The organism is Mesorhizobium sp. B2-6-4 (assembly GCF_006441495.1).
GTDB lineage: Bacteria > Pseudomonadota > Alphaproteobacteria > Rhizobiales > Rhizobiaceae > Mesorhizobium.
Window position 1 is genome coordinate 211,326 of sequence record NZ_VFUE01000008.1, and the last position, 13,195, is coordinate 224,520.

The 13,195-nt window shown below is 64.6% G+C and carries 14 protein-coding genes; 6 read left to right on the top strand and 8 right to left on the bottom strand.

The window, feature by feature from the left end:
- Positions 1 to 4 precede the first annotated feature (4 nt).
- Positions 5 to 1,243: an acyl-CoA dehydrogenase family protein gene (locus FJ426_RS13485; RefSeq protein ID WP_140560284.1), complete on the bottom strand. Its 1,239-nt coding sequence runs from the start codon at positions 1,241 to 1,243 to the stop codon at positions 5 to 7.
- Positions 1,244 to 1,363: 120 nt separating this feature from the next.
- Between FJ426_RS13485 and FJ426_RS13490 the strand changes: the two genes are divergently transcribed.
- The 6 genes from FJ426_RS13490 (at position 1,364) to FJ426_RS13515 (ending at position 5,705) form a co-directional block, all read left to right on the top strand.
- Positions 1,364 to 2,179 (top strand): SDR family oxidoreductase, encoded by an 816-nt coding sequence (locus tag FJ426_RS13490; protein ID WP_140496320.1) that lies wholly within the window; start codon positions 1,364 to 1,366, stop codon positions 2,177 to 2,179.
- 24 nt (positions 2,180 to 2,203) lie between these two features.
- A complete protein-coding gene (locus FJ426_RS13495) occupies positions 2,204 to 2,704 on the top strand; it encodes a MaoC family dehydratase (protein ID WP_263483366.1) in 501 nt (166 codons plus the stop codon).
- Entirely contained in the window at positions 2,701 to 3,732 is a 1,032-nt protein-coding gene (locus tag FJ426_RS13500; protein WP_140560283.1) for a phosphotransferase family protein, read from the top strand. The genes FJ426_RS13495 and FJ426_RS13500 overlap by 4 nt, the downstream gene beginning before the upstream one ends.
- Before the next feature lie 17 nt (positions 3,733 to 3,749).
- The gene (locus FJ426_RS13505; protein ID WP_140560282.1) at positions 3,750 to 4,526 is read left to right on the top strand and encodes an SDR family oxidoreductase; all 777 of its coding nucleotides are present in this window, start codon (positions 3,750 to 3,752) and stop codon (positions 4,524 to 4,526) included.
- Between the two features lie 91 nt (positions 4,527 to 4,617).
- Complete coding sequence (locus FJ426_RS13510; protein ID WP_140560281.1) at positions 4,618 to 5,262, top strand: TetR/AcrR family transcriptional regulator; 645 nt, start codon at positions 4,618 to 4,620, stop codon at positions 5,260 to 5,262.
- A 194-nt stretch (positions 5,263 to 5,456) separates the two neighbouring features.
- Positions 5,457 to 5,705 carry a DUF680 domain-containing protein gene (locus FJ426_RS13515; protein ID WP_140560280.1) on the top strand — a complete coding sequence of 83 codons (249 nt, stop codon included), beginning with the start codon at positions 5,457 to 5,459 and terminating at the stop codon, positions 5,703 to 5,705.
- A gap of 44 nt (positions 5,706 to 5,749) precedes the next feature.
- On the opposite strand, the gene FJ426_RS13520 is transcribed toward FJ426_RS13515, so the two are convergent.
- The 7 genes from FJ426_RS13520 to FJ426_RS13550 all read right to left on the bottom strand — a co-directional run bounded on the left by FJ426_RS13520 (position 5,750) and on the right by FJ426_RS13550 (position 13,118).
- Positions 5,750 to 6,802 (bottom strand): Gfo/Idh/MocA family oxidoreductase, encoded by a 1,053-nt coding sequence (locus tag FJ426_RS13520; protein ID WP_140560279.1) that lies wholly within the window; start codon positions 6,800 to 6,802, stop codon positions 5,750 to 5,752.
- Positions 6,803 to 6,813: 11 nt separating this feature from the next.
- Entirely contained in the window at positions 6,814 to 7,599 is a 786-nt protein-coding gene (locus tag FJ426_RS13525) for a ThuA domain-containing protein (protein WP_140560278.1), read from the bottom strand.
- 80 nt (positions 7,600 to 7,679) lie between these two features.
- Complete coding sequence (locus FJ426_RS13530) at positions 7,680 to 7,901, bottom strand: hypothetical protein (RefSeq protein ID WP_140496327.1); 222 nt, start codon at positions 7,899 to 7,901, stop codon at positions 7,680 to 7,682.
- 57 nt (positions 7,902 to 7,958) lie between these two features.
- A complete protein-coding gene (locus FJ426_RS13535) occupies positions 7,959 to 8,543 on the bottom strand; it encodes a sarcosine oxidase subunit gamma (protein ID WP_140560277.1) in 585 nt (194 codons plus the stop codon).
- Entirely contained in the window at positions 8,536 to 11,529 is a 2,994-nt protein-coding gene (locus FJ426_RS13540) for a sarcosine oxidase subunit alpha (protein ID WP_140560276.1), read from the bottom strand. Before FJ426_RS13540 ends, FJ426_RS13535 begins: the two co-directional genes overlap by 8 nt.
- The gene (locus FJ426_RS13545; protein ID WP_140496330.1) at positions 11,526 to 11,837 is read right to left on the bottom strand and encodes a sarcosine oxidase subunit delta; all 312 of its coding nucleotides are present in this window, start codon (positions 11,835 to 11,837) and stop codon (positions 11,526 to 11,528) included. Before FJ426_RS13545 ends, FJ426_RS13540 begins: the two co-directional genes overlap by 4 nt.
- Positions 11,838 to 11,864: 27 nt before the next feature.
- Complete coding sequence (locus tag FJ426_RS13550; RefSeq protein ID WP_140496331.1) at positions 11,865 to 13,118, bottom strand: sarcosine oxidase subunit beta; 1,254 nt, start codon at positions 13,116 to 13,118, stop codon at positions 11,865 to 11,867.
- Between the last annotated feature and the right edge of the window lie 77 nt (positions 13,119 to 13,195).

Genomic DNA, 13,195 nt, shown 5'->3' on the forward strand with positions numbered 1-13,195 from the left:
CGGCTCAAACCTTTTCCTGCGTGTATTTCCTCAATTCAGCCCGCGCCACCTGGCGGCGATGCACGGCATCCGGCCCGTCGGCGAGGCGCAGCGTTCTGAGATGCGTCCACGAGCGCGCCAGCGGCGTGTCCTGGCTGATGCCTTGCGCGCCGAACATCTGCACCGCCTCGTCGGTGACCTTCAGAGCCATGCGTGGCGCGACCACCTTGATCTGACTGATCCAGGGCGCGGCGGCGCGCGCGTCGCCCTGGTCGATCATCCACGCCGCCTTGAGGCAGAGCAGGCGGGCCATCTCGATCTCCATCCGGCACTCGGCGATGATATCGAAATTGGCGCCGAGTTTCGCCAGTGGCTGGCCGAACGCTTCACGGCGGACCGAACGCTGGCACAGCAGCTCCAGCGCCATCTCGGCCTGGCCGATGGCCCGCATGCAGTGATGGATGCGGCCGGGGCCGAGGCGGCCTTGCGCGATCTCGAAACCCCTGCCCTCGCCGAGGATCAGGTTCGACGCCGGCACCGGCACATTGTCGAAGCGAAGATGCATGTGGCCGTGCGGCGCGTCGTCGTCGCCGTAGACCTGCATTGGACGCAGCTTGCTGACACCCTTGGTGTCCGCCGGCACGAGGATCATCGAATGCCGCCTGTGCTTCGGCTCTCCATCGGAGGTCTTCACCATGACGATATAGATGGCGCAGCGGGGATCGCCGGCACCAGAGGCCCACCATTTCTCGCCGTTCAGCACATAGCCGTCGCCGCGCCGTTCGCAGCGCATCGAAATGTTGGTGGCATCCGACGAGGCTACGTCCGGCTCGGTCATCAGATAGGCCGAGCGGATCTTTCCGTCGAGAAGCGGCTCCAGCCAGGCGTTCTTGTGCTCCGCCGAGCCGTAGCGCTCCAGCACCTCCATGTTGCCGGTGTCGGGCGCCGAGCAGTTGAAGGTCTCGGCGCCGAGATGCGCCTTGCCCATCTCCTCGGCCAGATAGGCGTATTCGACGGTGGAAAGACCGTAGCCGCGTTCCGAGCCGGTCAGCCAGAAATTCCAAAGGCCGCGCTCTCTTGCGGTCGTCTTCAGCCCTTCGAGGATCTCGGTCTGGCGCCGCGTGTATGTCCAGCGGTCGCCCGCCTTGCCGACTTCGCCGAGGAATTCCTTGTCGAGCGGCATGATCTCGTCGCGCACCATGGCCGCGACGCGCGCATGGATCGGCCTCAGCCGCTCCGTCATGCCGAGATTCATCTCCGTCATCGGTTGCTAACCCTTCATTCAGGCCGGGCATTTTGTCAGTGGCAAGGATGACCGTACTTCGGATAGCCTTGTCAACGCGAACGCTTTCCCCGATCCGCCGATGAAAGGCGCAGGAGTTCGATGAGCTATCTCGACGATCTTTTTTCGGTGGCCGGCAAGACCGCGCTGGTCACGGGCGCGGCGACCGGCATCGGCCGCATGGCGGCGACGGGCCTCGTCAAGGCCGGCGCAACGGTGATGATCGCCTCGCGCAAGGGCGAGGACTGCATCAAGGTCGCCGAGGAATTGAACGGGTTTGGCGCGCCGGGCCGGGCGGAAGGCTTTGCCGGAGACGTTTCCAGCGAGGCCGGCATTGCCGCCTTGGTCGGCGAGGTCAAGACGCGGGCCGAACGGCTGCATATCCTGGTCAACAATGCCGGCGTGTCCTGGGGAGCGCCGCTGGAGAGCTTCCCCTATCATGCCTGGGCCAAGGTGTTCGGCGTCAACGTCACCGCCGTCTTCCACCTGACCCGCGAACTGCTGCCGCTGCTCGAAGCCGCCGCCAGCGACGAGGATCCAGCCCGGGTGATCAATCTGGGCTCCGTGATGGGCACGCAGCCGCTGGCCGACGACGCCTACTCCTACACCGCCTCCAAAGCGGCCGTTCATCACCTGACGCGCACCCTGGCGCTGGAATTCGCCGGCCGCCGCATCACCGTCAACGCCTTTGCCCCTGGGCCCTTCCAGAGCCGGATGACGGCGTTTGCCACCGCCACTGAGGAACAGGCCAGGTATGTCGGCAGCCACGTTCCGATCGGCCGTATCGGCGCCCCGGATGACATTGCCGGCGCAACGCTCTATTTGTGCAGCCGTGCAGGCAGCTATGTCACCGGCGCCATCCTGCCGATTGACGGCGGACAGTCGGTGCAGCATGGGCTGACCCTGTTCAAGGAATGACATGTCCGGCCGGGGAAGCCGGGGATGAAACTGGAGGACATCCGCGTGGAACCGATCAGTCTCGATGTGCTTCTGGCCAGCGTCGGCAAGGAGGTGGGCGTCTCGCCATGGCGGGTGGTCACGCAGCGCATGATCGACCAGTTCGCAGACGCCACCGACGACCACCAGTTCATTCATTGCGATCCGGAGCGGGCCAAGCGCGAGACGCCATTCGGCGGCACCATCGCGCATGGCTTCCTGTCGCTGTCGCTGTTGTCGGCAATGACGTTCGAGACCATGCCGCCGCTGGAAAACGGCAAGATGGGCGTCAACCACGGCTTCGATTCGCTGCGCTTCCTGGCGCCGGTGAAGACCGGCGCGCGCATCCGCACCCGTTTCGTGCTGGCTGACGTCAAGGTCAGGCCCTCAGGTTGGGTGCAGACGGCCCATGACGTGACGATCGAGATCGAGGGCTCGAAGAAACCGGCGCTCACCGCCCGCTGGCTGACGCTGACCCTGATCGAACGCCAGCCAGAGACCGCATGAGCGACCCGAACGCGCTCGACCAGGCAGCGCTTTCGCCCTATCTCGAGGCGCGGATCCCCGGTTTTGCCGGACTTTCCTCCGTCGAAAAATTCAAATCCGGCCAATCCAACCCGACCTATCTGCTGACGGCGGCCAGCGGCCGCTACGTGCTGCGCGCCAAGCCGCCGGGGCAGTTGCTGAAATCGGCACACCAGGTCGACCGTGAATTCAGGGTGATGAGCGCCCTTTCGGGCACCGCCGTGCCGGTGCCGCGGATGCTGCATCTCTCGGCCGAGAACTCGCCGATCGGCCGCATGTTCTACATCATGGATTTCATCGACGGCCGCATCTTCTGGAATCCGGCACTGCCGGAAGCGCGCGACAATGGCGAGCGCGCCGCCATCTACGATGCCATGAACGCCACGCTCGCCGCCCTGCACGGCGTCGATATCGAGGCCGTGGGTCTCGGCGATTTCGGCCGGCCGGGCAACTATTTCGAGCGCCAACTGGCGCGTTGGACCAGTCAGTACCGCGCCTCGGAGACCGGTGCCATTGCCGACATGGACCGGCTGATCGACTGGCTGGAGACGCACAGGCCCGCCGACGACGGCCGTGTCTCGCTGGTGCATGGTGACTATCGGCTGGACAATCTGATATTCGCGCCGGACCGGCCGAAGGTGATGGCGGTGCTCGACTGGGAACTGTCCACATCAGGCCATCCATTTGCCGATATCGCCTACCAGTGCATGCAATGGCGCCTGCCGCATAGCTCGGGCTTTCGCGGCCTGGGCGGTATCGACCGCGCCGCGCTCGGACTGCCTTCGGAAGAGGACTATGTCGCCACCTATTGCCGGCGGCGCGGGCTCACCGGCAGCGGCGACTGGACGTTCTTCCTCGCCTTCTCCTTCTTCCGGCTGGCCGCGATCTGCCAGGGCGTCTACAAGCGCGCGCTGGACGGCAATGCCTCGAACCCGGAAAAGGCCAGGACCTATGGCGAGGCGGTGAAACTGCTTTCGCACCTCGCCGCGAAACTGATCGACCGAAACTGATCGACGAGAAATAATCGATGGGCCGCTTCGACGGAAAAACGGTGTTGATCACGGGTGCCGCGGGCGGGCTTGGCCGCGGCGCCGCCAAAGCTTTTGCCGCCGAGAGCGCGCGGCTGGTCCTCTCCGACCTCGATGAACCAACCTTGAGGAGCTTTGCCGAAACGCTCGATGCCGAGACGGCGGTCCTGGCCGGAAACATCGCCGACGAGGCGCTGTCGCAGGCGCTGGTGGCTCTGGCGGTCGAAAGATTCGGCCGGCTGGATGTCGCGGTCAACAATGCCGGCATCGTCCAGAGTTTCGTGCGTTTGCCGCAGGTCGCCTCGGAGGAGGCGCGCCGCGTGATCGAAATCGATCTGCTCGGCGTCTTCTATGCCATGAAACACCAGATCCAGCAGATGGAGCGGCAGTTCAAGGCTGACGGCAAGGGCGGCGCCATCGTCAACATCGCCTCCGCCGCAGGACTGGGTGGCGCGCCGAAGCTCTCGATCTATGCCGCCGCCAAGCACGGCGTGGTTGGGCTGACCCGGTCGGCGGCAATTGAATACGCCAGCAAGGGCCTGCGCATCAACGCTGTTTGTCCGGCGCACACGAGAACGGCGATGGTCGACAGTTTCGTGCGCGTCTCCGGCGCTCCGGAAGCTGACGCCTTGGCTGAACTGACGCGCGGCGTGCCGATGAGGAGGGTGGCCGAAGTGGATGAGATCACCCCGGTGATCCTGTTCGCCGCCGACCCCGCCAACTCCTTCATGACCGGCCACACATTGGCTGTCGACGGCGGCGTCGGCGCCATCTGACGCCTGCCGCTTGGGAACCAGCGACGCCCTTGTCCGTTTCCGTACAGCGTATATAATTCAGTTGGCCCCCAACCAGCAGAGGCAGGCGATATTGCCGGTGAGCGCCCAGACACGCCGCGAGAAACAAAAGGCCGAACAGCGTTCCGAACTTGTGGAGGCCGCGCACAAGCTCGTGCAGGAGGAAGGCTATGAGGGCCTGACCATCCGCAAGCTGGCCAAGCGCGTCGGCTACGCGCCGATGTCGGTCTATTCCTATTTCGCCGACAAGCAGGACATATTGTTCGCGCTGGCTGAGGATGCGTTCGAGACGCTTGCCCGACGCATCGAGGAGCATCCTGCCGACGATCCGATCGAGGCGCTGCAAGCGGTGATGACGGAATACGCCGCATTCGGGCTTGGCAATCCCAATGAATACCGCACCGTCTTCATGACCGAAAAGACCAAGCTGCCGGCAGGCCGGAGCTACGAGGACATGGAAGAAAGCAACCCGGCGATGAAGGTGCTGATCAGCAGGGTCGAGGCCTGCGTCGCCGCGGGGAAGTTGCAGGGTGATCCGCGCGCCATTGCTACCATGCTGTGGGCGGTCGGCCACGGCACCATCTCGCTGCTGATCACCTTCCCCTTCTACCCCTTCGGTGATCCGCGGGCTTTCGTGAAACGGATGTGCGATTTCACCCTTGCCACGCTCAGCACGCAGAACGTGCCCCCGCTGACCGAGACACCGGTCAACTGCTGAACGATATCTCCTTGCGTATCCACGCTTCATCGACGCTCCGCGTTTAACGTGCCAAGCGGGGCGGATTTTCTTGGTTAACAAAAATTTCCGTACGTGTACGATTCTGGCTTGAACTCCGCGATCAGTGGGCGTATTTGTACGGAATACCGTACACGTACGAGAACAAATTCACCCATCGAACCCGGAGACGGACAATGAAAAAGACCCTCCTCACCCTCGCTGCCGTGCTGGCACTTTCGGGCTCGGCCCTCGCCGCCAACACGACACACCCGGTCAAGCACGTGCCCGCCGCGACCTGCGTCGACGCCAAGGCCAATGTGAAGCTCGATTGCGCATCGACCGGCTCGCTCGAGAAAAAGGGCGTCACGGAAACCACCGCTGAAGGCAAGGGCCCGCGCCTCGGCATCAGCATCAATCCCTGGATCGTGCCGAGCGCGTTCTGATAGCGGCAACACACGCCTGGCTGGTGCAGCCGGCCAGATGTGATTCAGGCGATCGTGACCGGCAGTCTGGACGACGAACTCTCGAAGGCCGCGTCGATCAGCCTCTGCATGTCGGCGGCGCGACGGAAGGATGGATCGCCGTTCCTTCCCCTATCGAGCGCTTCGGCGAAACGCAGCGCGTTGCGCTTCACATCCGGCAGCGCCAGTGTCCGCCAACGTTGCTGGTCGATGTCCTCGCCCAGGCAGGCCGACAGGCGCGAAACCTTGCCGTCTGTTTTGACCTTGATGGCGCCCTTGGTGCCATGCATGGCCAGCGACAGGTCGTTGGCGTGGCCGGTCATGTAGCGGCTGGCGACGATCGTCGCGAGCGCCCCGCATTTGAACCGCGCCGTCATTGCGACACTGTCGTTGGCATCAAGCACATAATCGCCGATCCGATCGCCTTCGGCCTTGGGAAACGTCACCAGGTCGGCGTGCAGGGTGGCGATGTCCTGGTCGGCGCCATAGCTTGCGAAATCCAGAATGTGGATACCGACATCGCCGAGCACGCCCGTCGAGCCGTGCCGGTTGGACAGGCGCCACAGCCATTTGTCCTCGATGCGCCAGTCGCCCCATGACTTGCTGACCAGCCAGCTCTGTTTGTAGCTCGCCTCGACATGGCGCAATGCGCCGATCTCGCCGGCCTGCACCATGCGTCGCGCTTCCTCGATCGCCGGCGAGTTGCGGTAGGTCAGGTTGACCATGTTGACGACCCCGGCCGCCTCGGCCGCTTCCGTCATTGCAAGCGCGTCGGCATGGTTCGGCGCCAGCGGCTTTTCGCAAAAGACGTGTTTCCCCTGGGCAAGCAGCGCCAGCGTCGTGGCCTTGTGCACGCCATCCGGCGTCGCATTGATGGCCGCATCGAACGCACCCCAGCCGATCGCCGCTTCCAGGCTCTCGAAAGACTGGCTGATCTTGTTGGCGGCGGCGAACATCGCACCGCGGCCCGGCACCTGGTCGACGCAGGCGACGATTGTGCATCCTGGAATCCTGGCGAACTCCTCGACGTGATGTCCGGCAATGCCACCGGTGCCGAGCAGAAGGAGGCGGTGCGCCATCAACTCAGCCCTTAGCTCAAGCCCCTATCGCCGTCGGCATGCAGGCGCAGGCCCTTCTGGACGATCTTCTCCTTGGCCTGGTCTGTCGGCACGTTCGGCGCATTGATGATGCCGGACCATGCGGGTGCGGGATTGTGCGCCCAATGCACGGCGTTGCGCAGCACCTGCTGCACGCCTTCATTGTGGTAGATCGGGTAGGTCTCGTGGCCGGGCGAGAAATAGAAGATCCGTCCGGCGCCGCGCTGATAGGTCAGCCCCGACCGGAAGACTTCGCCGCCTTCGTACCAGGAGACGAACACTGTCTCCAGCGGCTCCGGCACCGCGAAGGGCTCGCCATACATCTCCGTCTCGCCGATCTCCAGGCACTCGCCGATGCCTTGCGCGATCGGATGGCCGCGGTTGATGGCCCAGACGCGCTCGCGCTCGCCCGCTTCGCGCCATTTCAGCGAACAAGGCGTGCCCATCAGCCGCTTGAAGATCTTCGAATAGTGTCCGGAATGGAGCACGATCAGACCCATGCCTTCCCAGACCCGTTTCTGCACGCGCTCAACGATCTCGTCCTTGACCTCGCCATGGGCGGCATGGCCCCACCAGAGCAGGACATGGGTGGCAGCCAGCCGGCTTTCGCTCAAGCCGTGCTCCGGCTCCTGCAAGGTAGCGGTGGTCGCCTCGATGCCCTTATCCTGGTTGAGCGCGGCTGCGATGGTCCCATGCATGCCCAATGGATAAAGGCCGCGCACGGCGGCATTGGTCTGCTCATGGACATTCTCGCCCCAGACGACGGCTTTTACCGGCATTTTACGATCTCCCAAAGCGCTTTGAATATCCCACTTGGCGCCGTCTTGGAAAGATGGCTCCTCAACCGAAGCTGGGGAAATCAGCGCGGTTTGCGTCCGGGAACGGTCTTGGCTTTGCCCGGCCTTGCGGGGGCGCCGGGGATAGCCGTCCCCGTGATCGACACAGGATCGCTGGCCGGGAACGTATCCTCGAGGCCTTCCTCGAGTTCCTCTTCGGCGTCGGCGCCGTGATGCCGCTCATGCTCCAGGGAGCGCACGGCCGAGCTTTTCCCGGGCGACTTCGGCGTGGACTTCGATGGCATCGGCATTCTCCCTCGACCTGTTGCCGCAAATGGGCGCGGGCGGCAAACGTTCCAGGATCAGGCCGCCGCGTCGCGTGCTCCCTCGGAGAGGAAAGTAAAGACATAGTCCGAGAAGGAACGCCAGCACTCAACCCGGAAAGCGTCTTGCGCCGTGCGCAGCAGAACGATCTCGGCCTTGCCGAGAATGGTACGCGAGGCGGCACCCACCGGGAAGGCTTCGAGCGACAGATCCTGCGGGCAGCCCGAATTGATTGCCGCGGCCGCGGCCGGACCGGCGACCGATATCGCGACGTTGCGATGCGAGATGCCGACAGCGGAATGCAGGGCGGAAATCTTTGCACAATCGGCGAGCGGGTCGTTGCCGGCCTCGTCGATGATCATCCACTCATCCGGTCCAAGCCACAGCGCGGTGCGCCCGCCTTTCGACACGGACGTCTTCGGCTTTTTCGGCAAGGTCACGCCGAGCGCCTTCGACAAGGCGGCAAGCGACGCCTCCGGCGCGCGCAGCGAGATACGCTCGGCAGGCGCCAGCAGTTCGACCTTGGCGCCTGCCGCGGAGATAGCGCGCCCGGCCAGCGCCGGACGGCGCTCGGCCGCCGGCGATGCGGCCGAAGCCGTCTTTTTCGCGACTGCCTTAGCCATTGAGGCGGCCTCCGGTTTCGTCGAAGAACACCATGCCGGAAACCTCCACTTCGATCGTCCCGCCAGGCATCGGCACGTAGAGCGTGTCGCCCGTGCGTGCGCGACCGCCGGCGACCAGCGCCAGAGCGATCGAGCGGCCGCAATTCTGCGACCAATAGCTCGACGTGACATGGCCGATCATCTTCATCGGGATCGCCTGCCTGGGATCCTCCACGATCTGCGCGCCTTCCTCCAGCACCACCTTGGGATCCTTGGTCTTGAGGCCGACCAGTTGCTTGCGGCCCTTGGCGACCAGGTCCCGCCGCGTCAGGCCGCGAATGCCGACGAAATCGGCCTTCTTCTTGCCGACGGCCCAGTCGAGGCCGGCATCATTGGGCGTCACCGTGCCGTCGGTGTCCTGGCCGACGATGATGTAGCCCTTCTCGGCGCGCAGCACGTGCATCGCCTCGGTGCCGTAGGCGGTTGCGCCATGCTTCTGGCCCTCGGCCCACAGCGCTTCCCACACGGCCTGACCGTAATCGGCCGGCACATTGACCTCGAAGCCGCGCTCGCCGGTGAACGACATGCGGAACAGCCTTGTCGGCACGCCGCATATCTTGCCCTCGCGCACCGACATGTGCGGGAGGGCCTCATCCGACATGTCGATGCCTTCGACCAGCGGCGCGATGATGTCGCGAGACTTCGGCCCCTGTACGGCGATAACAGCCCATTGCTCGGTGATCGAGGTCAGCCAGACATTGAGATGCGGGAACTCGGTCTGGAGATAGTCCTCCATATGGTTCATGACGCGCGGCGCGCCGCCGGTCGTCGTCGTCACATGGAAGCGGTCGGGCGCCAGCCTGCCGACGACGCCGTCATCATAGATGAAGCCGTCCTCGCGCAGCATGATGCCGTAGCGGCAGCGACCGGGCTCCAGCTTTTCCCACGGATTGGTGTAGAGCAGCTCCATGAACTTGGCCGCATCGGGACCGACCACTTCGATCTTGCCGAGCGTCGAGGCATCGAACAGGCCGGCCGTGTTTCGAACCGCGACGCACTCGCGGTCGACCGCCGCATGCATGTCCTCGCCACCCCTGGGGAAGTACCAGGCGCGCTTCCACTGGCCGACATCCTCGAACACGGCGCCTTGGGCTTCAGCCCAGGGATGGATCGCCGTCTTGCGCGTCGGATCGAACAGCGGACCGCGCGCATGGCTGACGATGGCGCCGAAGGTCACCGGCGTATAAGGGGCGCGGAACGTAGTGAGGCCCACCTCGGGGATTGGCTTGCCAAGCGTCTCGGCGGCAATCGCCAGGCCGTGCATGTTCGAGGTCTTGCCCTGGTCGGTCGCCATGCCGTTGGTGGTGAAGCGCTTGACGTGCTCGATCGAGCGCATGCCCTCATGCACCGCCTGGCGGATGTCCTTGGCGGTGACGTCGTTCTGGAAATCGACGAAGGCCTTCACCGTCGTATCCGGACCGGCGCCGGGGGCGGCGCCCAGCATGCCACGCGACCAGCTTTCCGAGGCGTCGACTTTTGGCCTTGTACCCTTGGCAGTCTTTGCGCCGGCGTCCCTTGCCGCCTTGGCCCCTGCCGCATAGGCCTCGTCGAGGGTCGCCGACAGGCCGTCCGTGCCGTTGCAGGCGCCGACAGAGACGCAGTCCTGCGCGTAGGTGCCGGGCACGAAGCGCTTGGTTTCGTCGTTGAAGGCGACCTTGCCGCGCGACTGCGAGAACAGGTGCACCGACGGCGTCCAGCCGGCCGACATCAGGATCGCATCGACCGCAATGGTGCGCTCGCCGCCACCATTCTTCGGCTGCACCGTCATCGACGAGACGCGCAGCTTGCCTCCGGCGCGGATCACCGCGCGGCCGAAATTGATCTCGATGCCGAGCATCCTTGCTTCATCGATCACCGGCCCTGTCGGATTGTCGCGCAGATCGACGATAGCCGCGATGTTGACGCCGGCCTTCTTCAGGTCGATCGCCGCCGCGTAAGCGGAATCATTGGCGGTGTAGACGCCGACGTTTTTTCCGACCGCGACGCCATGGTGATTGAGATAGGTGCGCGCGGCCGAGGCCAGCATGATGCCCGGCCGGTCGTTGTTGGCGAACACCATGTGGCGCTCGATGGCCCCGGACGCCAGCACCACGCGCCTGGCGCGCACCTGCCACAGCCGCTCGCGCGGCAGGTCGTGGCCGGGATTTTGCAAATGATCGCTGACCCGTTCGACCAGGCCGACGAAGTTCTGTGCGTAGTAGCCGAAGGCAGTCGTGCGCGACAGCACGCGGACATTGTCCATGCCTTTCAGCCTGGCGATCGCCGCCTGCGCCCAGGCAAAGCCGCCCTGGCCGTCGATTTTCGCGCCGCTCTCGAAGCGCAGGCTGCCGCCGAATTCGGCCTGCTCATCGGCCAGAATGACCCGCACGCCGGTTTCAGCCGCTGCCAATGCAGCCGCGATGCCGGCCGCACCGCCGCCCAGCACCAGCACGTCGCAATGAGCGTAACGCGACGAATAATGGTCGGGGTCCGGCCTGTCGGGGGACACGCCAAGCCCGGCGGCTTCCCGGATCTTGGGTTCGTAGAGGCTCTTCCAGGCCGCCTTCGGCCACATGAAGGTCTTGTAGTAGAAGCCGGCCGAAAACAGCGGCGACGCCAGATCGTTGACCGCGCTGACGTCGAAGGACAGCGACGGCCAGCGGTTCTGCGAGTTGGCGGCGAGTCCGTCATAGAGTTCCTGCACGGTCGCGCGAACATTCGGCGTTTTGCGCGCGTCGTCGCGCACGATCTGCACCAGCGCGTTGGGCTCCTCCGCGCCGGCCGACAGCACGCCCCGCGGCCGGTGATATTTGAACGAGCGGCCGACCAGGTGCACGCCGTTGGCCAGCAGCGCCGAAGCCAGCGTATCGCCTTCGATGCCGACGAAGGACTGACCGTCGAAGCTGAAGCGGGCGGTCTTGGCCTGGCTCAGGCGGCCGGCGCTCGGTATGCGGAACGCGCCGCTCATTTGGCAACCACTTCGCTGGAGTTCTTGGGCAGCTTGGAAGGCTTCGGCTCGCCGGCCTTGTAGGTCATGACGAACTTGTCGGTGACGGTGTCGCGCACGGCGTTGAAGAAGCGCGCACAGCCATGCATGTGTCGCCAGCGCTCATAGATGATGCCTTTGGGATTCGAGCGGATGAAGAAGAATTTTTCGAAATCCTCGTCGCTCTCGCCTGACATGTTGGCCGAGCGCGCGATATGCGCCTCGCCGGCGTTGCGGAACTCAAGTTCCGGACGCTCTTCCTCGCAATAGGGGCAGCGGATGAGAAGCATGTTTTCGTTCCTACAGCTCAGTCATCGTCAATGCGCCACCGCCGCCGCCGCCGCCTCGTCGATCAACCGGCCGGTGCGGAACCGCTCGATGGTGAAGGGCGCGTTGATCGGATGCGGATCGTCCCTGGCGATGGTGTGGGCAAAGACATGGCCGGAGCCGGGTGTCGCCTTGAAGCCGCCCGTGCCCCAGCCGCAATTGACGTAGAGGCCGGGCACCGGCGTCTTGGCCAGGATCGGCGAGCGGTCGGGCGTGACGTCGACGATGCCGCCCCAGGAGCGCAGCATCTTCATGCGCGTGAAGATCGGGAACATCTCGCAGATTGCGTCCAGCGTATGCTGTAATATGTGCAGGCCGCCGGTCTGCGAGTAGGAGACGTACTGGTCGGTGCCGGCGCCGATCACCAGTTCGCCCTTGTCGGACTGCGAGATATAGGCATGCACCGTGTTCGACATCACCACGCAGGGAACGACAGGCTTGACCGGCTCCGACACCAGCGCCTGCAGCGGATAGCTTTCCAGCGGCATTCGCACGCCGGCCATGTTCATAATGACCGAGGAATGGCCGGCCGCGACCACGCCGACCTTCTTGGCGCCGATGAAGCCGCGCGTCGTCTCGACACCGGTGACCGCGCCATTGGCCGCCCGCTTGACGCCGGTGACCTCGCAATTCTGGATGATGTGCACGCCCCGCGCCGAGGCGCCGCGCGCATACCCCCAGGCGACCGCGTCATGGCGCGCCGTGCCGCCGCGCCGCTGCAAGGCGGCACCGACGACCGGGTAGCGCGCATCCCTGGAAATATTGAGCGGCGGGCAGAATTCCTTCGCCTGCTCGGGTGTGAGCCATTCATTGTCGATGCCGTTCAGCCGGTTGGCGTGGACATGGCGCTTCAGCACCTGGATGTCGTGCACATTGTGCGCCAGCATCATGACGCCGCGTGCCGAATACATGACGTTGTAATTGAGCTCCTGGCTGAGCCCGTCCCACAATTTCAGCGCATGGTCGTAGATGCCGGCGCTCTCGTCATAGAGATAGTTGGAGCGGATGATGGTGGTGTTGCGGCCGGTATTGCCGCCACCGAGCCAGCCCTTCTCCAGCACCGCGACATTGGTGATGCCGTGCACGGTGGCGAGATAGTAGGCGGTAGCCAGGCCATGGCCGCCGGCGCCCACGATGACGACGTCGTATTCCTTCCTCGGCTCCGGCGAGGACCATTGCTCCTCCCAGCCCTTGTGGCCGCGCATGGCCTCACGCGCGATGGCGAATACAGAGTATTTCTTCACGTTCCAGCCTCGCGCCAAAGTCTCGCGGATTTGCGGCCGGGCTAGCAATTTCCCCCGGCGCGCGAGGTGTATCACTA